The sequence below is a fragment of the Chryseobacterium sp. 2P genome (assembly GCF_059579425.1).
Genome location: NZ_CM184194.1, coordinates 2,875,326 through 2,900,238 on the forward strand (window position 1 = coordinate 2,875,326; position 24,913 = coordinate 2,900,238).

Consider the following 24,913-nt stretch of genomic DNA (forward strand, 5'->3'; position numbering starts at 1 on the left):
AATAATTAGCGTTATATATTATTTAATACTTTGTTTATCGCAATTGGGTAAATTTCATATTCTATTAAATGAACTTTTTCCGCGACGGTTTCGGGAGTATCGTCTTCTGTAATTTCGAATGATTTCTGAAGGATGGCTTCTCCTTCATCGATTCCTGAAGTTACGAAGTGTACGGTTGCTCCGCTTTCTTTTTCTTTTGCTTCAATTACGGCATTGTGAACATGATGTCCCCACATTCCTTTTCCTCCGAATTTCGGAAGCAGAGCCGGATGAATATTGATTATTTTTCCGTTCCAGTTTTCACAGAACTCAGGTTTCAGGATGGATAAAAATCCTGCTAAAACGATTAAGTCTGTATTTTGAGGAATTTTTTCAGCCAATTCTTTACTGAAGTTTTTTCCTCTTGGAATCAGAATGTTTTCTATGTTATGATTTTTCGCTCTTTCCAGTCCGTAACATTCTCTGTCGGCAATCACTAAAGATACTTTTGCATTCCGGATTTCTCCATTATCAATGGTATCGATGATTCTCTGAAGATTGGTTCCTGAACCTGAAACGAGTATGACAAGATTCTTCATAATGAGTCAATTTGAAAATTAGTTAATTTGAAAATGGAATACATTATCTAATTGGTAATTTTCAAGTTGATTTTTTCGCTTCCTTCTGTAATTTCTCCGATTTCGTAAGCATCGTCTAAAAGGTGCAATACTTTTTCGGCGTGTTGTGCATCCACTACAACGATCATTCCGACTCCCATATTGAATGTTCCGAACATTTCTTCACGGGCAATTCCTCCTCTTTTTTCCAATTCTAACATAATGCTTGGAATCTGGATTTTTGAAGCATCGATTGAAGCGCAAAGTCCGTCACCGATAATTCTTGGGATATTTTCGTACAAACCACCTCCTGTGATATGCGCGATCCCTGAAACTGCTACTTCTTCAAGAATTTTATGAATATCTTTATAATATAGTCTTGTTGGAACCAAAAGAGTTTCGTACAAAGGCTTTCCTTCGAATTCTTCGTTGAAATCAGGGAACACTTTTCTTACCAGAGAGAATCCGTTGGAATGGAATCCTGAACTTGGCAACGCAATAATTTTGTCTCCTGCTTTGATTTTTGAGCCATCAATAATCTGGTCTTTTTCAACGATTCCTACGCAGAATCCCGCAACATCGTAATCTCCCGGCTGATACATTCCCGGCATTTCTGCGGTTTCTCCGCCGATTAATGCACAGTTATTGTCTTTACAGGCTTCTACCATTCCTAAAACGATTTCAGCAGCAATTTCGGAGTCCAGTTTTCCGCAAGCCAGATAATCAAGGAAAAATAATGGTTTTGCACCATGACAAAGAATATCATTGGCACACATAGCAAAGCAGTCTACCCCGATAGAATCGTATTTTTTTGAGTCTAAAGCTACTTTAAGCTTTGTTCCTACTCCGTCTGTTCCGGAAACCAATACAGGATTTTTGTATCCTCCGATCTCATAGAATGCCCCAAAACTTCCCAAATGGTTCAACACATTGGAATTATGTGTTTCGCCGACCGCTTTCTTGATCTTATCAACGGTTTTGTATCCTTCTTCTTTGTCTACTCCTGCTGATTTGTACGTGTTGCTCATAGTATTTTAATAATCTAACAATGTATCAGTTTAGCAATGTAACAATGTTTTGAACTGGTAAATTCGTGCATTACTGAATTGGTACATTTTATTTTTACTTTTTATTCAAATTCAGAAAACAAAAAAGCCGACAATCTTGGTAGATTATCGGCCGTTGTCTTATCTCAGAATTTCAGAGTCCACAATATTCCCTTTCTTGGAGAAACATTCTTTAAAAGTGGTCTGAATTTTCATCTTTTTTCCTTTTTGCAAAGATATTAATTTTATATTAATTTTCAAATCTATTTTTCAAGAATAGATTCCAAGGCAGAAATTTTCTGAATTTTTTCTTTTAATTCACTGTCTTTCTCTTCGTTAGAAATTTTCTGAGCCGCTTTATCAAAATTATCATTAAAGAAAGGCAGTGTGAAGGTATCTACAATATTTCCGCCGTGAAGAGGAAAACGTTTTCCTGAAGCTTCCAAAACGCCTAAACCGCCTCTTGCTCCCGGAGCTGTTGCCATTAACAGCATTGGTTTCTCGTTCCAGACTGCTCTGTCTTTGATTCTTGATGTCCAGTCGAATACATTTTTGAATGCTGAAGAGTAAGTTCCGTTATGTTCTGCCAAAGAAACCAGTAAAACATCTGCTCCGTCGATTTTTGAGGCAAAGTCTTTTGCTTCCTGCGGAACTCCGCTTTCTACTTCACGCTGGTGTTTGTAGATCGGCATTTCAAAAGCATTCATGTCTACGATTTCCACGTCTGCGTTTGGAATTAATGATACTGCGTAAGTAACCAGCATTTTATTGATTGATGTATCGGAATTGCTTCCAGCTATTGCTAAAACTTTCATTGTTTTTTATCTATTTTAAAGTATGTTTTTGTTATTTTGTCCGAATTTTAACGCTAAGGTCGCAAAGATTTTCTTTATTGGCAAATCTCTATTTTTTCGTTCGCAAAGGCGTTTCACTCAGCAAAGATGAGAAGTCCGACTAAATTTTGCTTAACCACCCCGTCAAAAATTCATTCTGAATTTTTGCCACCCCTCCAAAGGCGGGGAATTTTCGTGGTGCAAAATTAAGGGTTTATTTGAGATATGACGGTAATTCCATCGGAACTTCCATTAATAATATTTCTGTGTCTTCTATGGCTTCAATGTTGAAACTTTGGGTATCCCAGATTCCTAATCCGTCTCTCTCATTTAAAATACGGTCTCCGATTTTCGCGCTTCCTTTCAGTACAAAAGCATAGACTCCGTTTCCTTTTTTGTTCAGCATGTAGTTTTTGCCGTTTCCTTTGGTAAAATTGGCAAGATTGAACCATGCATCCTGATGAATCCAAACGCCGTCGTCGTTTTTGTCGGGAGATAAGATCTGCTGGAAGCCGTTTATTTTTTCGCCTTCTTTAATGCTTTGCTGATCGTATCTTGGTTCTACTCCTACTTCTCTCGGGAATACCCAGATCTGTAAGAATTTTACTGCCTGATCTTTATTTTTGTTGTATTCGCTGTGCATTACTCCGGTTCCGGCACTCATTACCTGAATTTCTCCTTTTTTAATGACTGCTGTAGTTCCCATAGAGTCTTTATGCTCCAGATCTCCTTCCAACGGAATGGAAATAATTTCCATGTCTCTGTGTGGATGTGTTCCGAAACCCATTCCCTGCGTAACGGTATCGTCGTTCAATACTCTTAATACTCCGAAGTGTGTTCTTTCAGGATTCTGGTAATTGGCAAAACTGAAGGTGTGGTAAGAGTTTAACCATCCGTGATTGGCGTGACCTCTTGTGTCTGCTTTATGATATACTGTTTTCATAATGTTTTTATTTTATGATACAAATGTACAGGAGATAAACGGCTAAACTGTTGATGTAAGATAAGAACGACAAAATCCGCCTTTTCAGCGGATTTATTGTTTGTTTTTGATATTACACAAGCATATTGAGAACATCGGGATTTTCATTGAGATAGGACTCAAAATAATCCAGATTCTGCATTCTCTGTCTGAGTCCTTCGAAGTCTGATGGATCTGAAAGCTCGATTCCGACGATTGCCAGAGCTGTTTCTCTGGAGTTTTTCTTGGTGTATTCAAAATGGGTGATATCATCGTTTGCTCCCAATACATTAAGGACAAAATCTTTAAGAGCACCGGGACGCTGCGGAAATTTCACCATAAAGTAGTGCTTAAGACCATTGTAAAGCAAAGCGCGTTCTTTGATTTCCTCCATCCGGGTAATATCGTTATTGCTTCCGCTGACGATGCACACTACGCTTTTTCCTCTGATCTGCGTTTTATACTGCTCGAGTGCAGAGATTGATAATGCTCCCGCCGGTTCCAATACGATAGCCTCTTTATTGTAAAGCTGAAGAATGGTTTCACAAATTTTTCCCTCGTCTACGGAAATGCATCCGGAAAGTGTATTTCTGCAAATTTCAAATGTTAAATCTCCTACTTTTTTTACGGCTGCTCCGTCTACAAAGCTGTCAATTTCAGTAAGCTCGGTATTGATTTTGTTTTCTATGGATGTTTTCATGGAGGGCGCTCCTTTCGGTTCTACGCCTATGAGTTGGGTTTCTGCGGAAAGTTGTTTAAATACGGTGGAAATTCCGGAAGCGAGTCCTCCTCCGCCGATCGGAATAAAAACAAAATCTGTTGCTTCTTTTTTCTGTTCTAAAATTTCGAGTGCGACTGTTGCCTGTCCTTCAATGATCTGAATGTCATCAAAAGGATGAATAAAGGCAGCGCCGAAAGTTTCTGCAAAATCCAAAGCGGCTTTTTTGGATGCATCAAAGGTGTCTCCGAAGAGTTTAATGTCTACAAAATGACCGCCGAACATTTCTACCTGTTCCAGCTTTTGTTTCGGTGTGGTTACGGGCATGAAAATGGTTCCCTTTATCTGGAGATGCTTACATGAAAAAGCAACTCCCTGAGCATGATTTCCTGCACTTGCACAAACTATTCCTTCTAAAGTTCTGCCTTCGCTGAAAAGGGTTTTTATTTTATGATAAGCACCTCTTAATTTGTAGGATCGTACCGGCAGTAAGTCTTCTCTTTTAAGGTAAATATGAGCATCAAATTTTTCCGACAAACGGGCGTTGTATTGCAAAGGGGTGTAATTCACCACGTTTTCGATGCTTTTTCTTGCCTGTATGACGGATTCGAGTGTGGGAAGTGTGAGTGTTTTATTCATCTTCATTTATTTTACCGGTTTTTTATGGTCTTTATTTCCTGAAAGCGGAATATATCGCAGCCCGACCTGAGTGGAGCTCTTTTTCTTTTTCGAGAAAAGAAAAAAGCGGGAACGGAGGGCGGAAATAGCTGCCCCAAAAAATTTTTATACGGTTTTTATGGATTTCATTGCCGTCATTGCCTGACGAAGTTTTCTGCCGACCATTTCTACCGGATGGTTTCTGAGGGTGTCGTTAACGTGAACCAATTGCGCATTGTCTACGGACGCGTCTTTTCCTTCGTTGAAGTTTTTTCCTGCGAGGTCTGTGTCTACTTTCTTCATGAAGTCTGCCAGAAGGGGTTTGCAAGCCTGATCGAAGAGGTAACAGCCATATTCTGCGGTGTCAGAAATCACGCGGTTCATCTCGAATAGTTTTTTTCTTGCGATGGTATTGGCAATGAGAGGAGCTTCGTGCAGGGATTCGTAATAGGCAGATTCCGGTTTTATTCCTGCTTCCACCATGGTTTCGAAAGCGAGTTCTACGCCTGCTCTTATGAATGCGGACATGAGGAGATAATGATCGAAATATTCCTGTTCGGAGATTTTTACGTCTCCCGCCGGAGTTTTTTCAAAGGCTGTTTCGCCAGTTTCCGCGCGCCATTTCAAAAGGTTGGCATCTCCGTTTTCCCAATCCTGCATCATGGTTTTGGAGAATTCTCCGGAGATGATATCATCTTGATGTTTCTGGAAAAGCGGGCGCATGATGTGTTTCAATTCTTCGGAAAGTTCAAATGCTTTGATTTTTGCAGGATTGGAAAGCCGGTCCAGCATTCCGCTCACACCGCCGTGTTTCAGTGCTTCTGTGATCACCTCAACGCCGTACTGAACGAGCTTGGAAGCATATCCTGCATCAATGCCTTTTTCTACCATTTTGTCAAAGGAAAGAATGGAGCCGGTTTGTAAAAGCCCGCATAAAATGGTTTGTTCTCCCATTAGATCTGATTTTACTTCTGCCACAAAGGATGATTTTAACACGCCTGCTTTGTGTCCGCCAGTTGCCACACAATAGGCTTTTGCTTCTGCCCATCCTTTTCCCTGAGGATCATTTTCGGGATGTACGGCAATAAGTGTGGGTACTCCAAAACCTCGAAGGTATTCTGCACGGACTTCGGAACCGGGACATTTCGGAGCAACCATGATTACGGTGAGGTCTTTACGGATCTGCATTCCTTCTTCCACGATGTTGAATCCGTGGGAATAGGACAATGTAGCTCCTTCTTTCATGAGTGGCTGTACGGTGTTGATGACGGAAGTATGCTGTTTATCGGGGGTTAAATTGATGACTAAATCTGCTGTGGGAATGAGTTCCTGATATGTTCCTACGTGAAAGCCGTTTTCTGTGGCATTTTTCCATGAGTCTCTTTTTTCGTCGATGGCTTCTTTTCTGAGGGCGTAGGAAACATCGAGTCCGCTGTCTCTTAAGTTAAGCCCCTGATTAAGCCCCTGAGCACCACATCCTACGATTACTATTTTTTTTCCTTTTAAAGCTGCTACACCATCGGAAAATTGTGTACTTTCCATAAATTCTGCCTGTCCAAGCTGATGCAATTTTTCTCTTAGTGATAAGGTATTGAAGTAATTTGCCATATTTTTGGGTAAAATGTAAAAAGTATTAAGTAAAATGTTTACTGTAACTACTTTTCAGGATTAATATTTTTATTTTAGGTTTTGTTCTGAATATTTTTTGAAACAATAAAACATTGTATTCAAATTCAATTCAGAGTTGAATATTTTGATTAATGTGTTTACATTGTAAAAACATTATCCCGCTTATCGAGATATTCATTTTCTACAATATGCGGAGAGGGTTCACGGTTTTCAAACTGAAGTACTTTTTGGTGGATTCCCGCACTGTTTTTAATGATGGCGATTCTGGCACCGCGAACGAATTCTATAAGACCGTATTTGTTAAGTTCTTCGGTTAATCTGTCTATTTCTTCACGATGTCCTGCTGTTTCAAAAACGATATAATCCTGACGGATGACTACGGTTGATGCGCCATACTGCCGAAGCAGCCGCTCTACATATACTTTTTCGGTAACCACATCTGCGGGTACTTTGTAAAGTGCCTGTTCCTGCCATACAATTTCATCATCCGTATTGTAATAGGCTTTCATTACATCGATCTGCTTTTCCAATTGTCGGCAGAGTTTTCTCACTACTTCTTCGTTCTCCTGGATAACGATGGTGAATCTGTGAATGCCTTCTACTTCTGAAGGTGAGGTATTAAGACTCTCGATATTGATTTTTCTCCGTGAGAAGATTCCCGATATTCTGCCGATTAATCCCACTGAATTTTCGGTGTATAATGTGATGGTAAATTCCTGTTTTTCCATTTTTTTTTATTTTAGTCTGATCTCCGAAACTGAGGTTCCCTGTGCTACCATCGGAAATACATTGTTTTCTTTTCCTACCATCACTTCAAGAAGGTATGCTCCATCATGACTGAGCATTTTTTCGAGGGCAGCTTTTAAATCTTTTCTTTCGGATATTTTTTCACCTTCAATGTAATATCCTTTGGCAACTGCCACAAAATCAGGGCTTGTGATATTTACGAAGGAGTAACGTCTGTCGTGGAATAATTGCTGCCATTGTCTCACCATTCCCAAAAACTCGTTATTGAGGATGAGAATTTTAACTTTTGCCCCAAACTGCATAATGGTTCCCAACTCCTGAAGTGTCATCTGAAATCCGCCATCCCCGATGATTGCCACGACTGTTTTTTCGGGAGCGCCATACCATGCTCCGATAGCAGCAGGCAAACCAAATCCCATTGTTCCCAGTCCTCCGGAAGTGACACTGGATTTTGAATGGTTATATCGGGCGTATCGACAAGCAACCATCTGATGCTGACCAACATCTGTTGTAATAATGGCTTCTCCGTTGGTAAGCTCGTTTAATACTCTGATAACTTCTCCCATCGTCATGGCATCTGTGGTGGGATTCAGTTCATTATGTATGACTTCTTTTATTTCTTCTTTTTCCAGTTCGCGGAATTTCTCTACCCATTCTGAGTGGTCGTTTTCTTCGAGAAGTGCCGTCAGTAAAGGGAGTGTTTTTTTACAGTCGCCCCAAACAGGAACTGTTGTTTTTACATTTTTATCAATTTCTGCGGGATCAATATCAAGATGAATTACTTTTGCCTGTTTTGCATATTTATCGAGGCGTCCGGTAACGCGGTCATCAAACCGCATTCCTACAGCAATCAATACATCGCATTCATTTGTCATTACGTTGGGGGCATAATTTCCATGCATTCCCAACATTCCTACGTGTAACCTGTGATCAGTAGGCAGTGCGCTCAGTCCCATTACGGTAGACGCTGCCGGAAGACTGGCTTTCTCAATAAAAGACTTAAATTCGTCTTCGGCTTTTCCCAGAATCACTCCCTGTCCGAAAAGGACAAATGGCTTTTTGGCTTGATTAATGAGCTGTGCTGCTTTTTCAATATATTCTTTTCTGATCTCGGGTTCGGGACGATAACTTCGGATGTGAGTACATTTTTTATAGCCTAAATAATCGAATAACTGAAGCTGCGCATTTTTGGTAATATCAATTAAAACAGGACCGGGACGACCGGTGTTTGCAATGTAAAATGCTTTGGCAATGGCTTCAGGAATTTCTGTGGCATCGGTAACCTGATAGTTCCATTTGGTAACCGGTGTGGTGATATTGATAACATCGGTTTCCTGAAATGCATCTGTTCCCAACAAGTAAGCATAAACCTGCCCCGTAATGCAAACCAGCGGATTACTGTCGATCATGGCATCTGCAAGACCTGTCACCAGATTGGTAGCTCCGGGACCACTTGTCGCAAAGACAACGCCCGTTTTTCCTGATACTCTTGCAAATCCCTGTGCTGCATGAACTGCGCCCTGTTCGTGACGAACGAGAATGTGTTTCAGTTTTTCGGAATAATCGTATAAAGCATCATAAATAGGCATAATTGCTCCTCCGGGATATCCGAAAACAGTGTCTACATTTTCCTGCAATAAGGCTTCTAAAACTGCTTTGGAACCTGATATTTCGATGGCTTCCGCACTTCGGGTATCTTTCTGTTCATTTATTTCAAGTGTATTCATAATGTTTCAATTTTAATTGTGATTACAGGTCTGTTACGCAGCCCTGCGATGCATCTGCCACAGATTTGGCATATTTATAAAGAACTCCGCTTTTCACTTTGTATTCAGGCTGATGAAAACCGGCTTTTCTTTTTGCAATTTCTTCATCCGACAGCAATGCATTGATGGTATTTTTTTCTGCATCGAGCTCGATGAGGTCTCCGTCCTGTATAAGACCGATCAGTCCTCCTTCAAATGCTTCCGGTGTGATGTGTCCTACAACAAAACCGTGTGTTCCTCCGGAAAATCTTCCGTCTGTGATCAGTGCTACATTTTTACCTAAACCGGAACCCATTAAAGCGGAAGTTGGCTTCAGCATTTCGGGCATTCCGGGAGCGCCTTTCGGACCTTCGTTTTTGATAACGACAACGTTTCCTTCTTTGATTTTTTTGTCTTCAATTCCTTTGATGAATTCTTTTTCGCCATCAAATACAATGGCTGTTCCCCTGAAATAGTTTCCTTCTTTACCCGTAATTTTAGCTACTGATCCTTTTTCGGCAAGATTTCCATATAATATTCTGATATGTCCTGTTTCTTTGATGGGATTTGTTATATCGTGAATAATATCCTGCTCTCTCTCAATAATGGAAGTTACATGTTCGAGATTTTCTGCAATGGTTTTGCCTGTTACTGTAAGGCAGTCGCCGTGAAGAAGTCCCAGATCCAACAGGTATTTCATCACCGCCGGAACTCCTCCTACTTTATGAAGGTCCTCCATCAAATATTTTCCGCTGGGTTTGAGGTCTGCCAGAAACGGTGTTTCATCGCTGATCCGCTGAAAATCATCCAAAGTTAAATTGTATCCTATTGATTTTGCAATGGCAATAAAATGCAGTACAGCATTGGTACTTCCGCCTAAAATCATAATCAGTCTCAAAGCATTTTCAAAGGATTTTGGGGTCATGATATCGGAAGGTTTGATGTCTTTTTCCAAAAGAATTCTGATGTAATGTCCCGCAAATTGGCATTCTTCTTTTTTCTCGCGACTGAGCGCCGGATAGGAAGAAGAATACGGAAGACTCATTCCCAGAGCTTCAATAGCAGAAGCCATGGTATTTGCGGTGTACATTCCGCCACAGGCTCCTGCACTCGGACAGGAGTTTTGAATGACTCCCTGAAAGTCTTCTTCTGAAATTTTTCCGGCAATTTTATTTCCCAGCGCTTCAAAAGCTGAAACAATGTTCAGATCCTGACCTTTATAATGTCCGGGAGCAATACTTCCTCCATATACCATTATGGAAGGCCGGTTGAGTCTTGCCATGGCGATGAGGGAACCGGGCATATTTTTGTCACACCCGGGAACGGTGATGAGCCCGTCGTAATATTGCCCTGCGCATACAGTTTCTATGGAGTCTGCAATAATATCCCGGCTTACAAGGGAATAGCGCATTCCGTCTGTACCGTTGGTCATCCCGTCGCTTATTCCTATAGTATGAAACATTAAACCCACCAAATCCTTTTCTTTCACTCCTTTTTTCACGATTTCAGCAAGGCTGTTGAGATGCATATTGCAGGTGTTGCCATCGTATCCCATACTTGCAATTCCGATCTGGGCTTTATCGAAGTCTTCTTTCTGAAAACCAATACCGTAAAACATTGCCTGAGTTGCAGGCTGCGTCGGGTCTTTTGTAAGCGTTTTGGAATATTTGTTCAGTTCTGTATTACACATTTTGCAGGTTTGATTTCAGGTATGAATAATTTTCTTCTACGACCAAATGACGGTAAGCCTGCTGAATTTTAGCTGATAAACTGTCTTCCCAATTCATTCTGAAAGGAATATCATTCAAAGATTCCACAGCGACAATTTCTGCCGCTGTTCCACAGAAAAATGCGGCATCTGCCCCCTGCATTTCCTGCGGTGTAAATAATTTTTCTTCGTACGAAATCCCTAACTGATTACATATTTCAAAAACTGTAGCTCTGGTAATACCGGGCAAGATGTTTCCTTTTTGAGGAGTATATAGTTTTCCGTCTTTTTCATAGAATACATTTGCACCGGAGCTTTCTGCTACATTTCCATTTTCGTCCAGAACAAGTGCTTCATCAAATCCTTTGTCTTTCGCTTCCTGACTTGCCAGAATAGAATTTACGTAATGTCCGCTTACTTTAGCCTCTATTTTAAAAGCTTTCGGATTAGGACGCTGAAAGGAAGAGGTCATAATTCTCAGTTTGTTCGCCAGATAGCCATTATCCCAGTTCCATACTTCAATGACAAGGTAGCTTTTCTGTCCTTTTGAAAGGGACATATTGGGAGAGCAGATAACTAAAGGACGGATGTAAGCGTTACTCAAATTATTAATTTCCAGCAATTTATAAGTAGTCTCTATCATTTCCTCAGTAGAATAATGGAAAGGCATATGCATCGCTTCTGCTGATTTTCTCAGTCTGTCGTAATGTTCTTCTGCTTTAAAAATTTTGGTTCCATTAGCTGTTCTGTAGGATTTAATACCTTCAAAAACCGCATATCCGTAGTGTAATGATTGACCGTACAAATCGGTCTTTGCTTCTTTTGCTTTCACATATTCTCCATCAAAGAAGAGAACACTGTCGTCATTGTAATACATTCTATATTGTTTTAATTTTAATTTTTGGTGTTGTCTTTAAACAAAAAAACCATTCTCGTGATGAGAATGGTCTGTAGTATTTCAATTTCAAAAATTATCACAAGCCATTGCCCATCACCGAAAATCCGATAATGACAAAAATGACAAGAATAATAATTGAGTTACTCATTTGCTTGTATTTAACGATACAAATGTATAAACTAATTTTGATACGCAATTACTATTTCATAAAAATTCCTCCCAAAAATTATCAAAAATCTATAAAAAGCAGTGTTTTTTACGATATTCATTAAAAGAAAAATATTCTATAACCTACTGAATTTCAAATTTTAACGTCAGATAAAAATACGATGTCTAAAATTTGTCTAAAGACTGTCTATCGGGATTGTATTTTTTAAAGTTTTCCTGATTTTTTACCATAATTAAATAAAAAAATCTACCGGATCCGGTAGATTTAGAGTTATATTTTAACCTGAATTCGGGATAAGAGGTATTTAAATTTTGACTATCCTTAATTTAACGTGAATGAGTTAAGCTATTGTTTTTATATTTTATAATCTTTATTCCGAACTTGGGTAATTTTAGAAAATCAAATGCAGTTTTTTTCTTTTTTATCAGAAATGTACCTGCTGAATTTCTTTTTCAATTTCTTTTGGAGTATCATGTTCAGATTTAACGAAAATAAGAGTGAGAACAGCTCCTAAAACCATACAGATTCCGCCCACTACAATATAATCTATTGCCATTTTCCCGAAAATTCTGCTAACAATTGGTCCTCCAAAAACTCCGTTAATGATTTGAGGAATTACAATAAAAAAATTGAAAATCCCCATATAAACGCCCATTTTTTTCTGCGGAATAGAATCTATAAGCATCGCGTAAGGCATTGCCAGAATACTTGCCCATGCAAAACCTAATCCTACCATGGAAATCCACAGATAATTTATATCTTTAATAAAATACATGGAAATCAGTCCAAAACCTCCGCTCGCCAAAGCCAGCGCGTGAGTTTGCTTTTTACCGATAAATTTAGCAATCGGTGTTAATGCAAACGCAAAGAAAATGGCGTAGAAATTATAACTTCCGAAAAGACTTCCAGTTAAATCTCCGGCTTTATTAAATTCTGCTGAATGGGTATCTTCCGGAGAAAGTCCGAAATGATGGGTTGCCAAAGCACTGGTTGTAAAAACCCACATCGTAAATAAGGCAAACCACGAGAAGAACTGAACCACGCCCAGTTTTTTCATCTGGGACGGAACATTGGCAAAATCTCTGAAAATATCTGACATTCTGGATTTTTCTTCTACGATTTCCTTTCCGCCTTCAAAGGAAGCGAATTCTTCCGGGGAATATTCTTTGGTAGTAATAATTGTATATAAAATTGATAAAATAAGTACGGCTGCTCCGATATAAAAAGAATAGATGACATTATCTGCAACAAAACCTTTCGGAGCTTCATTAGAAATTCCCATTTTGGTAAGCCAGTTGGGTAAATCTGAACCAATAACTGCTCCGATTCCTATCAAAATCGTCTGAACCGAAAAGCCAATCGTCGCCTGATGTTTAGGCAGCATATCTCCCACCAAAGCACGGAAGGGTTCCATTGCCACATTAATGGAAGCATCCATCATGGCAAGGAAAATGACCGCCATCAGTAAAACATTTGCAGCCATCATCTGTGTTGCCGAAGCCGCATTGGGAAGCATTACCAAACCTATGGCGCATAAAACGGCTCCGATTAAAAAGTAAGGTTTTCTTCTTCCTAAAGGACTCCATGTATTGTCTCCCATATGACCGATGATGGGCTGAACGATTAATCCTGTTATCGGCGCAACGAGCCAGAACCATGATAATTCATGAACATCAGCTCCGAAATTGGCCAAAATTCTACTGGCATTTCCGTTTTGCAGACCAAAAGCCATCTGGATTCCCAAAAATCCCATGCTCATATTGATGATCTGAGCCATGGATAAATTCGGCTTTTTTACTTTTCCAAATTTTCCTGCATCTGCTTTTCCTATCATTTCTGCCATTATTTTTTCAGTTTTTGAATTAATACATCTTCTATTGGAGTCTTTTCTGCCACTACTTTATCTACCACTTCATTGGGAACCGTTACGGAAAGTACGTATTGCTTTACTTTCCATGCTCCGTTGATTTTTTCCACCACTCCTGAGCCGCGGCAGATTTTCATCTGGGTATCCAAGAGTTCATCAAACCAAGCCAGGTTTCCATCTTTGCTGAAGTAAATATTTCTTTTCAGGGAAGTAAAATTCCAGGTTTTCTTTTTATCGAAATAGGGTTTTGCCCAAATCATAAAGGCTTTTTTGTCCCATACTTCTGTAGCATCTGTCCCGATAAAAACAGATTCGTCGGCAAAATAATTAAAGTAATTGTTAAAATCTGCTTTTGCTGCCGCAACATTAAATCCGTCGAGCATGGTTCCTATTTCTGTTTTTTCTTTATCAAATTTTGACTGAGCAGAAATAGATGTAAAACTCAATACAAATAGGATGAATGTAAAGAATATTGTTGTTTTTTTCATTTTTAATTATAAACCTTTAATTTTATTTTTTAACGCAAAGAGCTCAAAGTTTTCTTTTTAACTACTAACTGTCTTTAAGTTCGCAAAGGTACTTCGACAAGCTCAGCATAAACTATTCACTTAGGTAAGATCACAAAGATTTTAATTGTGAAACCTAGTTTTAATTTAATTCAATAACCATTGATGATTTTGCAGGGATTTTAAAATTGTCCTTTACCGAAAATTCTTTGCCGGAAATAATGTCTTTCCCTTTTGAAAAACCGTTCAGGGATTCTGCGAAATGCTTCACATCGATCGTCTGTTCCGCATCATTATTATTTAAAATGACCATTACGCTTTCTTTTTCGTTGTATCTAAAATACACAAAAACATTGTTCTGTGGAACGAAATTTTTGGTTTTTCCTGTATGAATAACTCCTTTTCCTTTTCTCCAGTTCAGCAACTTCTGGGTAAAATCGTAAAATTCTTTTTGTTCAGGAGTCTGAGACGAAGGATTGAAAGCATTGATTTTATCTGATTTCCAGCCGCCCGGAAAATCTCTCCTGATGTCTGCATCGCCGCCTTTGTTTTTGTCGCCGCGCATTCCTATTTCAGAGCCGTAATACAACTGTGGAATTCCCCGAATTGTCGAGATCAAGGTCATGGCAAGTTTATAATCTGCTGGATTTCCGTTGAAAACTTCGTTGAATCTTTCGGTATCGTGATTTTCAAAAAAAACAAGAATATTATTGATGTTAGAATATAAAAAATCACTTGTAAAAACATCGTATACTTTTACCATTCCGGAATTCCAGCTGCCTTTTTCTTTTAATGCTTTCGGAAGGTTAGAATAAAGCATGAAATCCATTACAGAAGGAAGGTTTGAATTATAGCCTGCTAATTCTGCAATTTTAGAATCTTTTTGCCATACTGCGATATGTGCACTGGAATACAGCCATGCTTCTCCTACAATATTGAAGTTCGGATATTCATCTGTAATGGCTTTTGCCCATTTTGCCATTGCTTCCTTGTCGTTGTAAGGATAAGTATCTACACGAAGGCCTCCCAGTTCGGCATATTCGATCCACCAGATCGCATTCTGGGTTAAATATTTTAGAACCAAAGGATTTTTCTGATTAATGTCGGGCATCGTCGTATCAAACCATCCATCCAAAGCCAACCTTTTATCTATCTCTGAAGCATTTGTATCAAACTGAGTGGTTGTTTTATAGTTAGAACGTTTAAAACCATTTTCACCATCGCTGAACCAGTGAATCCAGTCTTTTGTGGGTAAATCTTTGATCATCCAGTGCGAAACTCCCCAATGATTGGTTACATAATCCATCACGAGCTTCATTTTTCTTTGATTTAATTTCTGAGAAAGTTCTTTATATTCTTCGTTGGTTCCGTAACGCTGATCGATTTTGTATAAATCTGTCTGTGCATATCCGTGGTAAGAATATACTTTTTCGTTGTCCTCATTAACCGGAGTGAGCCAGACTGCTGTTGCTCCAAGGTTCTGAATATAATCTAAATTGTTGATGACTCCACGCAGATCTCCTCCGTGCCTGCCGTTAGGAAGATTTCGGTTTGCTTTTTCGGTTAAATTGGGGCTGGAGTCGTTTTTTTCATCCCCGTTGGCAAAACGGTCCGGCATGATGAGATACATCACGTCTTTGGAAGAATAGGATTCTCTGTCTGCTGAATTTGGATTTCTCTGCCTCAGTTCATACGTGTAAGAACCTAAATTTTTCTTTCCGCTTTTTACATTGATGTTAAATTTCGGAACGTTAATTTCATTGGTATTAACGGTTACGAAAATATAGTTCGGATTTTCAACTTTCTGAATATCTTTGATCTGAACTCCGTCTGAAAGCTCTATTTCGTTTTTAGCAATATCTTTTCCGTATACCAGAATCTGAAGTTCGGGGTTTTTCATTCCTTTCCACCAGAATGCAGGTTCTACTTTCTGAATCTGCGAAAAAAATAAAGACGATGCGCAAAGCGTTGTTATATAAAAAAGTTTATGACGCATATTTTTTAATGTAATATGAATGATTTCAGTATTTATTTATGTTGATTAAAAACTGCTTTGTACTGTGTAATTCCCGAATTATTAAACTCAATTCTACGGTTGGGCATATTCTGAAGCTCATATTCTCCGTTGCGGGTAAATTTTACCTCTGTAAATTTATATCCTGTAAGATAAGTGACTTTTACCTGATAAACCCCTTTATCATTGATTTTTTTAAGCTCAGTATCCTGATCCCAATTCAACGGTTTGTCTTTTCCTCTGATTCCTACAGACGTAATCCCTTCAGAATCGGGAATTTCGACTGTATAAATTACAGTCTGCTTATACGCTTTCTGAACACAGCTGAACATCAAGAAACAAGAGATTATAAGAAATACTATCTTTTTCATCGGGTCAATTTTTTAGCAATTATGTAATCTAAACCAAATCTTCCGGAGCCTAAAATGATATAAAATAAGCTCACCCACATAATTCCCATTGCAGGCAGCATATTCCATACTCCCTGATTCATCTGCTGAAAAAATACAGCGACAAACATGGTAATGAAAACAAGTACTGCAAAAGGTCTTGTAAACAATCCTAACAATAAAAAAACTCCTCCTACCGCTTCACTAAAAGCTCCCATCCAAGCAAAAAATGCAGGAAACATGGCAAAAACACCACCATATTCTGCGACATCATTCGGAAACCAGAAAGCCACTTCAAAAAATTTCAAATTATTGTCTGCGGGAGACCAAGGCAAGCCGAATTTTGCAGCACCGAAGTCGCTCGTCAGTAAATATCCGCAAACTATTCGCGGAATGGCAAAAAGCAGATCCTGCCACCAAAATGGCATCTGAATGGGGGTAAAAATTCTTTTTATCATAGGAATATGTATTAAAAAACCCTACAGAAAATCTGTAAGGTTTTTGGTTAATTCACAATTATTTTACAGGCTTGATAGAGATAGCAAAACCTCCGCTTCGTACCATTTTAAAATTGATCTTAGATTTGCTTGTGATTTCTTTTTTGTAGATGTTATAGCTTTGAGGATTGTTAATATAATCCGCATCTTTTCCATCTTCATAAATCACAGCTTCATATTTTTTGCCTTTATCTAAGAAAGAAAAATCTACAGTGTAATCACGTTTGTTTTCATCGGTAATTCCGCCCACAAACCAGTTTTCAGTTCCTTTTGCTTTTCTTGCCGTAATGATGTAATCTCCCGGCTCTGCCGATAAGATTTTCGTATCGTCCCAGTCTGCTGCTACATCTTTTATAAACTGGAAGGCATCCATGTGCTTTTTGTAGTTTTCCGGTAAGTCTGCCGCCATCTGAAGAGGCATATACATTACCACATAAAGCGCTAACTGTTTTACCAAAGTTGTTTTTACAAAACGTTTGTCTCCGGGGAAATAGTAATCCAGTTTTGTCTGGAAAATTCCCGGCGTGTAATCCATCGAACCTCCCATCCATCTTGTAAACGGAAGAATGGTCTGATGATCAGGATTATTCCCTCCGAAAGCTTCATATTCTGTTCCACGAGCAGCTTCCGCAGAGATATAGTTTGGATACGTTCTGCTTTCTCCTGTAGGGCGGACAGATTCATGGGAATTCACCATAATTTTATATTCGTTGGCTTTTTCAGCAATTCTGTAGAAATGGTTGATTGTCCATTGAGAATAATGATGTTCCCCTCTTGGGATCATATCTCCTACGTACCCTGTTTTCACGGCATCATAACCGTATTTATTCATTAACTGATATGCTTTATCCGCCCATCTTTCATAGTTCGTTGCTGAACCTGAAGTTTCATGGTGCATGATTAATTTGATTCCTTTGGAATGCGCATAATCGTTTAACATTTTGATGTCGAAATCAGGATAAGGAGTGATGAAATCGAAAACAAATTCTTTTGAGTGGCCAAACCAGTCTTCCCAACCAACATTCCAGCCTTCAATCAAAAGTCCCTGAAAACCGTTTTCTGCCGCGAAATCGATATATTCTTTCACTTTTGTATTGTTGGCTCCGTGTTTTCCGTTAGGCGTAAGTTTAGAGAAATCTGTTACTCCAAGACGCACATTAGATTCCGGCTGTCCGTAAGCCCACTGAGATTTACCAATGATCATCTCCCACCATACTCCCATATATTTTGTCGGGTGAATGTAAGAAGTATCGGTATATTTTGTAGGTTCATTAAGATTGAAAAGCATTTTAGAATCCATCACCTCTTCTGCTTTCGGAGCCACAATAATTGTTCTCCAAGGGGTAACGGAAGGAGTCTGAATATATCCTTTTGCACCCTGTCTGTCTGCTGTAAGATGTGTTTTGAATTTGAAATTCTGAGCATCTACTTCAAGATGAGAAGCAGGATAGTCTAAAACAGCAGCTTCCGCAACGTTGATGTATAATGGTTCTTTTCCTTCCTGCTTTAGCATTACCGGAGACTGAACCGCGTTTCTGATCAAAGTTTGTGAAGCGTTTGCATCTGCAGCTTTCGGCCATCTTGCAGGGATTTCAGAAAGTTTTGTTTCCTGATATTGGTATTCCTGAGAGTCGTAATCTGCAACGATCCACCAAGCTTTCATGTCAGTTGGAAAATCAATTTCAGAATCTTCCTCCCTGATGACGAAGTAATTAAGGTTTTTCTGCTGCGGAAATTCATATCTGAAACCTAACCCATCATTAAACAGTCTGAATTTCACCACAATATTTCTGTCTGTTGAGGTCTGGTTAAGCGTTACCGCCAATTCATTGTAATGATTGATATAATTTTTCTTTTCCCCTAAAACCGGCTGCCAAGTTTCGTTTTTAGCGTCACGCTTTTCATCTATTTTAGTAAAACCGTTATTAAGATCAAATTTTACATCTTCCGGTTTTGCAATTTCTGAGGCAAATTTTATTGAAGTATCTTTAAATAATCTGAGTCCCAATTTGGAATCTTCGACGATCGTTTTTCCGTTATATTTAAGATTGTAATAAGGTACGCCCTGTTTCAACTGAAAGTCCATTTCGAACTTTCCATCCGGCGATTTTAAAGATTGTGCATTAACACCCGCAAACATCATAGAGAGCATCATTGCTCCTGTTGTAATTTTCTTCATATTAGATTATATAAGCTTTAAAAATAAAAAAACTGCTGCCAAAACACAACAGTTTTATATAAATGTCAGAGAATAGATTATAACTTCACAGCGGTATAAACCAGATTCACTTCATCAAACGTAATTTTATACGTTCCTGGTAAGCTAATAGGAATGTTGGCTCCACCAGCGTCTAAGGTTCCGTTATTTCCATCATCTCCAAAGTTTGTTCCCCAATCATTATTAAGTCTAAACTTAATTTCACCGACTGTTAAAACAACAGTAACTTCCCACTTTTCAGTTGTGCTATTCCAAACCAAATCAGTATCTGGGTCGTTCCAGCCATTTGGCGTAGCAGAACCAATAACAGCCCAAGAATATGGACTTAAAGTAAATTTATTTGTATTTGTATTAACAGTTAATTTTTGACTTCCCGCATTTGCTGCCTTCAGGTTACCACCTCCATCATATATTAAATCTACATTATTATTGGTACCATAACTATGATCCCAGTTTTTCATTGGTGTAATTTTAAATTCAGAGTTTGGTGATGTGAAATTAATATACCCAATATAGATTCCGTTACTCGTTGCAGATTTCAACGCTTGCGCTGTTGGCGGATTCCATCCCTGATAAGCTCCAGGAGCGTACATATAAGAAACAAGAGCATAAGGAGTTACTGAAATCTTTTGTATCTGTGAATATACGGGTGATCCTTTGCCCACTGTAGTTTTTAATCTCACATCTATACTTGAAGCGACACCCGTTGGCAATCCAAGATTTAACATTAAAGCATTAAATTCTATTACTGTATAAGATTTGGATAATACTCCACTGCTTAAACCTGCCTCTTTCACCGAAGCAAAATTAGTCCCAGTTACTGCGAACTGTAACACATTTGTAACTTCCACTGCTGGAGTATATTCTGCAGGGGTTATTGTGAAAGTAACCGCATTATTATTCGCATTTGCGCTAGTTAAAGATAGAGTATTTGTACTAGCCTTCAGATTAGGCTCAGATTTTAATGATAAAACAGCCTGATCTTCATCTTTCTCGCAAGACCAAACCATCATAATAGCAATAGTCGCGAAAAGAAATTTTATTATATTTTTCATTATTATAACTTTTAAAAATTAGTACCCAGGATTTTGAGATAAGTTGGAATTCAAATTCAAATACTTATTAGGAATTGGAAATAGAGTTTTAGTAGAAGCTATCGAAGATCCATTTTGAATACCTCCTTTCCATTGCCAAGTGTAGCCCGAAACATAATGATTTAATCTTATTAAATCCTGCCTTCTTGTGCCTTCCCAGTATAATTCTTTAGCTCTCTCGTTCAAAATAAATACTTCTTTGGCATCTGTAGTAGTAAGAGCATTAATATCAGACATTGTAATATTTGCAACACCGGCTCTTGTTCTTAAGGCGTTAATATAATTTAAAGCAGTAGCGGTGCTTCCTTTTCCGTTAACAATTGCTAGTTCTGCGTACATTAAATATGCATCACCCATTCTGAATAAAGCAAAATCCGCATCTGCAAAAGTACCGTCACTTCCATTCGTACCTCCTACTTTTTTATTAGAAAACTTAATTAATTTTACTCCTTCTTCAAATTTAGAGTAATCCGAAATCGAAGCAGGATCTGTATTTCCAGGTACTTTCATAACTCTAGCATCTGTACCAATAGACTGAATAAATTCCTGCCTAGCTCTAAAACCTGCCCAACCGGCATCAACTCCTAATGTAGCTCCTACTGCATTATTACAGCTAGCGTGTATTAAAAATGTTGTGCCTCCATAAGTTTTTGTTTTAATTCCGTCAAAAGTAATAGGAAAAATAGCTTCATCCTGTGCTCCGTTAATATTATTATCCGCTTTGAATAAATTTGCATAAGGTATAGTTGCTATTTTATAAGGTGAACCAATAACTTTTGTAATTTCTGTTAAAGCTTCAGTACTTTTATCAACTCCTGTATAAACTTTAGCATTTTGATATAATTTGGCTTTTAACATCCATGCAGCTGCTTTATCTGCTCTACCATATTCGTTTGTTTTTGGAGCTACTAAATCTGCATCTATACTATTTAATTCTTCAATAATATAATTGAATACATACTCTCTTGATTGCATTGGTGGTTTCACTCCAGAACCAATGATATTGTCTTCGGTAGCAAAAGGTACTTTTCCATAAATATCTATTGCATGATAGTAAGATAATGCTCTTAAGAATCTTGCCTCAGCACGAAAAATTTTTATTTGGGCCTTTAAATCTGCTGAAACACCTCTAGAAGATAACTTTTCATCTGTCGTTTCTCTTAAAAATTCATTTACCAAACCTACTTGAAAAAATATTCTTGCAAAAAAAGCCTCGTTAAATTTGTTATCTGCATTCCAAGTATTGAAGTTCAGATCTCTAATCCCCGGATTATCAGACTCTCCCCATGCAATAATTGCCTCATCAGTCGTTAGCTCCTGCAGTTGCCAATATCCTCTGATGTATTGTGAAAACCCCTCGTTAGGTCCTCCATCTGCTTCTGCTCCTAAATCTGAATTCCCGTTAGGAGAAGTTTGTCCTGTTACCGCTAAACCAGCATAAATTTTTGCTAAAAATTGTTTATATGACTCCGGATTCGCATAAAATTGCTCAGAAGTATATAATTCATCATCATTTACTTTAACATCCAAATCATTGAGACAAGAAGTCATTGATAAAATAAATGCACTGGCAATGGCTAAGTTTCTTAATTTTAATATATTTAATTTCATTTTTCCTACATTTAAAAGTTAGCATTAATTCCAAAAGTAAACATTCTGGCTCTAGGATATATTGAATTATCAATTCCGTTATTAAATACCTCTGGATCTAAATTTTTGTACTTTGTTATGATCAGCACATTATTTATACCTGTGTATAATCTAATCGATCCGTTATTCTTTAATAGCTTATTAAATGTGTAACCTAACGTTACATTATCCAATTTTACAAAGCTTCCATTTTTTACGTAATAGTCAGACTCTTTACGTGTTTGTGAAAAACCTGTATCACTAAAGTCGACAGGAGCATTATTAATTGTACCATCTACTGTATTATTAATATTACCCAACTGAGCCCGGTCTGCTGAAATTCTATCATAAACATAGTTTCCTATACTTGCTCTCCAAGCCATTGAGAAGTCAATATGTTTTCCAAAAGTAGCATTGGTCATAAAGCCCATTGTTACATCGGCCTGTGGCTTTTTATAAATATATTTATCTGCAGAAGTTATTACTCCATCATTATTTCTGTCCACATAAGCTCCTTCTATTGGCTTACCATTACTGTCATAAACCTGTTGATAAACATTAAATGCATAAGGAGAATATCCTGTAGCGAATGTTTGAATAAAAGCCCCTAAACCAACACCTCCTTTATCTATATTATCAAGTTCTAGTTCTTTTATCTTTATAGTATTATAGGTTAAGTTATAATTGAAGTTTAAGGTAAAATTTTCCTTTTTTACAGCTTTAATGTCCAAGCCTAAGTCAATACCTTTTGACTGTAATCTCCCAATATTTTTTGGGCCTATAATTCTTAAGTTTTCTAAAGGTCCCTCAGGAACAATAGATAATAAATCTTTAGTGTCTGCTAAATAAAAGTCTAACGTTCCTGTTATTCTATTATTTGCGAATCCAAAATCTAATCCTACATTATATTTGAAGCTCTCTTCCCATTTTAGATTTTCATTATATCCATTTGCTTTAGCAATCTGATAAAATGTATTTCCAAACTGATAAAATAAAGTTGAAGAAATATTATACGTCTTAAAATAGTCAAATCTATAATCTCCAATATCTTGTTGACCTGTTTTTCCTATACTTGCTCTTAACTTTAGATCAGATATTGCAGAATTGCCTTTTAAAAAATTTTCTTCCGAAATTTTCCAAGCTGCAGCTACACCTCCGAAATTACCCCATCTATTGTCTTTACTAAAACGGGAAGACCCATCCCTTCTATAGTTTAAAGTAATCAAATACTTACCTGCATATCCTAAATTTAATCTACCAAAAAAAGCCTGCAAATTAACATCAGGTTTAGAATCAGGATTATAGAAATTATTGGCTGGATCTAATGAATATAAGAAAACATTACCTGTTGCAAAACTTGTTTTATGATAATTTTGGTATTCATACCCCCCCATAATATCAAAATTAAATTTGCCAAAAGTCTTCGCATAATCTAACTGTACATTAGCATTTTTATTCAATAGGCTTTCTCCAGAAAACGATTCAGATCCATAATAAGCAAATGTATTTTTTACAGAATAATAGCCATTTCTGGAATATTTATTTGTGGTAACGTGACCATCGAGCTCTTTGCTATCTAAACCTGCATTTGCAATTAACCTCAATTCCGGCAAAAAATGGAATTTATATTCCATATTCACATTTCCAAAAAATCTTTTAAAATTTTGAATATCATGTTTGTTTTTTAACTGAGCCACAGGATTAGCTACTCCATTAGGATTGTATGTTCCTGTCGTAGCATTAAAATTTCCACCTTTATTCTCATAATAACCATCTCCGTAGATAGAACTACTATCATAAACAGATTGTGTCGGGTTCATAGAAAGTGCATTTCCGATAGCACCTTCATCAGCATTATTCTTAAAAGTATAAGAATAAGTACCTGTAATATTAAATTTTAAATGATCATCAAAAAAGCTTGGACTTATGGCAATATTACCTGTCGTTCTTTTAAAACCAGAAGTAATTAATAACCCTGTATTGTCTAAATGATCTACTGAAAAACGAGTTGGAACTTTACCAAATAAACTTCCTGAAACTGAAGCATTAATATCATTAGTCACAGAAGTTTTAAAAATTTCATCTTGCCAATCCGTATTAGCTGCACCTAATTGAGCAACTTTTCCAGGTACATACTGGTTAATTAAAGATCTAAATTCATCACCATTGTATACTTTAATTTTTTTAGCTAAAGTATTAACCGTTGTAAAAGCATTTAATGATACTCTTAATTTTTTACCTCCTTTTTTAGTCGTGATTAATAAAACCCCATTAGATCCTCTGGATCCATAAATAGCTGTAGATGCAGCATCTTTCAATATAGAAAAAGATTCTATATCATTTGGATTAATTGTTGATAAAGAAACACCGTCCAAAGGCAGTCCATCAACAACAAGTAAAGGCTCGTTACTGGCATTTAAGGAAGAGCCTCCCCTAACTCTAATTACAGGCTCACTCCCCGGTGTTCCGGACTGGGTAATCACAACTCCGGAAGCACGTCCGTTAATAAGTCCTTCTGCAGTTGCTACAGCACCTTTATTAAAATCAGCTGATGATAGTGCTGTAATAGATCCTGTGAGATCTGTTTTCTTTTTAGCTCCATACCCAATCAAAACAACCTCTTCTATCTTTTTTTCTTTCGTAGCAGAGTCTTTTGTTTGAGCATGAATCATTGTACTTGCTAATAAAAATGCAGGCGCAATTTTTAATACCGTTGTAAAGTTTTTCACAATAATTTCTTTTATATAGTTTCGTTCTTGTTAAATAAGCATCACTGCTTGTGTTGCAATTTATAAAAAAATTATAATTATCATAATTTTATTTAAAATTAACATAAATTTATGTATATTAAACGATCTTTTTAACTTAAATCACTTTATATCAAAATATTATACTAAAATATGCAGCGCATAATATAGTTCCTAAATTCACAAAAAGTTAAACATTAGTTTAACTAAATGTAATATTTCAACCCTCGAAAACACTCACTAGT

At 37.5% G+C, this 24,913-nt stretch carries 19 protein-coding genes; all 19 read right to left on the reverse strand.

Annotated elements, in window-relative coordinates:
• Positions 1-11 precede the first annotated feature (11 nt).
• The 19 genes from purN to AC52CF_RS13195 all read right to left on the reverse strand — a co-directional run bounded on the left by purN (position 12) and on the right by AC52CF_RS13195 (position 24,650).
• Positions 12-578, reverse strand: a complete 567-nt coding sequence (gene purN / locus AC52CF_RS13105; protein WP_375181133.1) for a phosphoribosylglycinamide formyltransferase — start codon at positions 576-578, stop codon at positions 12-14.
• A gap of 47 nt (positions 579-625) precedes the next feature.
• A complete protein-coding gene (gene purM, locus AC52CF_RS13110; protein ID WP_375181132.1) occupies positions 626-1,624 on the reverse strand; it encodes a phosphoribosylformylglycinamidine cyclo-ligase in 999 nt (332 codons plus the stop codon).
• 281 nt (positions 1,625-1,905) lie between these two features.
• Complete coding sequence (locus AC52CF_RS13115; protein WP_375181131.1) at positions 1,906-2,457, reverse strand: NADPH-dependent FMN reductase; 552 nt, start codon at positions 2,455-2,457, stop codon at positions 1,906-1,908.
• 232 nt (positions 2,458-2,689) lie between these two features.
• A complete protein-coding gene (locus AC52CF_RS13120) occupies positions 2,690-3,418 on the reverse strand; it encodes a pirin family protein (protein WP_076393464.1) in 729 nt (242 codons plus the stop codon).
• Between the two features lie 112 nt (positions 3,419-3,530).
• A complete protein-coding gene (gene ilvA, locus AC52CF_RS13125) occupies positions 3,531-4,799 on the reverse strand; it encodes a threonine ammonia-lyase IlvA (RefSeq protein WP_375181130.1) in 1,269 nt (422 codons plus the stop codon).
• A gap of 138 nt (positions 4,800-4,937) precedes the next feature.
• The gene (ilvC, locus tag AC52CF_RS13130) at positions 4,938-6,419 is read right to left on the reverse strand and encodes a ketol-acid reductoisomerase (protein WP_375181129.1); all 1,482 of its coding nucleotides are present in this window, start codon (positions 6,417-6,419) and stop codon (positions 4,938-4,940) included.
• Between the two features lie 158 nt (positions 6,420-6,577).
• On the reverse strand, positions 6,578-7,168 hold the full coding sequence (gene ilvN, locus AC52CF_RS13135) for an acetolactate synthase small subunit (RefSeq protein WP_375181128.1): 591 nt from the start codon (positions 7,166-7,168) through the stop codon (positions 6,578-6,580).
• 6 nt (positions 7,169-7,174) lie between these two features.
• Positions 7,175-8,914: a biosynthetic-type acetolactate synthase large subunit gene (gene ilvB / locus AC52CF_RS13140; RefSeq protein WP_496517241.1), complete on the reverse strand. Its 1,740-nt coding sequence runs from the start codon at positions 8,912-8,914 to the stop codon at positions 7,175-7,177.
• Positions 8,915-8,936: 22 nt separating this feature from the next.
• Complete coding sequence (gene ilvD / locus AC52CF_RS13145; protein WP_496517242.1) at positions 8,937-10,622, reverse strand: dihydroxy-acid dehydratase; 1,686 nt, start codon at positions 10,620-10,622, stop codon at positions 8,937-8,939.
• Positions 10,615-11,517, reverse strand: a complete 903-nt coding sequence (locus AC52CF_RS13150; protein ID WP_496517243.1) for a branched-chain amino acid transaminase — start codon at positions 11,515-11,517, stop codon at positions 10,615-10,617. Before AC52CF_RS13150 ends, ilvD begins: the two co-directional genes overlap by 8 nt.
• A 614-nt stretch (positions 11,518-12,131) precedes the next feature.
• On the reverse strand, positions 12,132-13,550 hold the full coding sequence (locus AC52CF_RS13155) for an MFS transporter (RefSeq protein WP_496517244.1): 1,419 nt from the start codon (positions 13,548-13,550) through the stop codon (positions 12,132-12,134).
• Positions 13,550-14,062, reverse strand: a complete 513-nt coding sequence (locus AC52CF_RS13160; RefSeq protein ID WP_496517245.1) for a nuclear transport factor 2 family protein — start codon at positions 14,060-14,062, stop codon at positions 13,550-13,552. Before AC52CF_RS13160 ends, AC52CF_RS13155 begins: the two co-directional genes overlap by 1 nt.
• Before the next feature lie 160 nt (positions 14,063-14,222).
• Positions 14,223-16,076: a glycoside hydrolase family 13 protein gene (locus AC52CF_RS13165; RefSeq protein ID WP_496517246.1), complete on the reverse strand. Its 1,854-nt coding sequence runs from the start codon at positions 16,074-16,076 to the stop codon at positions 14,223-14,225.
• A 32-nt stretch (positions 16,077-16,108) separates the two neighbouring features.
• Complete coding sequence (locus AC52CF_RS13170) at positions 16,109-16,465, reverse strand: hypothetical protein (protein WP_214589278.1); 357 nt, start codon at positions 16,463-16,465, stop codon at positions 16,109-16,111.
• On the reverse strand, positions 16,462-16,941 hold the full coding sequence (locus AC52CF_RS13175; protein ID WP_214589277.1) for a DoxX family protein: 480 nt from the start codon (positions 16,939-16,941) through the stop codon (positions 16,462-16,464). The genes AC52CF_RS13170 and AC52CF_RS13175 overlap by 4 nt, the downstream gene beginning before the upstream one ends.
• Before the next feature lie 58 nt (positions 16,942-16,999).
• Positions 17,000-19,159, reverse strand: coding sequence for a glycoside hydrolase family 97 protein (locus AC52CF_RS13180; protein ID WP_214589276.1), 2,160 nt, complete (start codon positions 19,157-19,159; stop codon positions 17,000-17,002).
• A 77-nt stretch (positions 19,160-19,236) separates the two neighbouring features.
• Positions 19,237-20,253 carry a SusE domain-containing protein gene (locus AC52CF_RS13185; RefSeq protein WP_214589275.1) on the reverse strand — a complete coding sequence of 339 codons (1,017 nt, stop codon included), beginning with the start codon at positions 20,251-20,253 and terminating at the stop codon, positions 19,237-19,239.
• 18 nt (positions 20,254-20,271) lie between these two features.
• Positions 20,272-21,903 (reverse strand): RagB/SusD family nutrient uptake outer membrane protein, encoded by a 1,632-nt coding sequence (locus tag AC52CF_RS13190; RefSeq protein ID WP_214589274.1) that lies wholly within the window; start codon positions 21,901-21,903, stop codon positions 20,272-20,274.
• Between the two features lie 11 nt (positions 21,904-21,914).
• Complete coding sequence (locus AC52CF_RS13195; RefSeq protein WP_214589273.1) at positions 21,915-24,650, reverse strand: SusC/RagA family TonB-linked outer membrane protein; 2,736 nt, start codon at positions 24,648-24,650, stop codon at positions 21,915-21,917.
• Positions 24,651-24,913: the final 263 nt, after the last annotated feature.